General features: G+C 62.2%; 1 protein-coding gene. It reads left to right on the forward strand.

The window, feature by feature from the left end; genetic code table 11:
* Positions 1 to 56 precede the first annotated feature (56 nt).
* A complete protein-coding gene (ccoS, locus tag ACLJNW_RS29160) occupies positions 57 to 209 on the forward strand; it encodes a cbb3-type cytochrome oxidase assembly protein CcoS (RefSeq protein WP_410962162.1) in 153 nt (50 codons plus the stop codon).
* The last annotated feature ends 21 nt before the right edge of the window (positions 210 to 230 follow it).

The following is a 230-nucleotide window of genomic DNA, read 5'->3' on the forward strand; positions in this document are numbered from 1 at the left end:
GCGTACGGTCGCGGCGACCCCTTGATTCCGCCATATCCGCTTGAAACGATCTTGCAATGAACGTTCTCGTCTACTTGCTGCCAATCGCGCTGGGTCTGTGCCTCCTCGGCCTCGGCGCGTTCCTGTGGTCGCTCAAGAGCGGGCAATATGACGACCTCGACGGCGCGGCCGCCCGCATCCTGGACGACGACGACCTGCGCAAGGGTTGAAGCACGCGCAAAGGGTTGAAT

The organism is Salmonella sp. SAL4457, assembly GCF_046548235.1.
Taxonomy (GTDB): Bacteria; Pseudomonadota; Gammaproteobacteria; order Enterobacterales; family Enterobacteriaceae; genus Salmonella; species Salmonella enterica.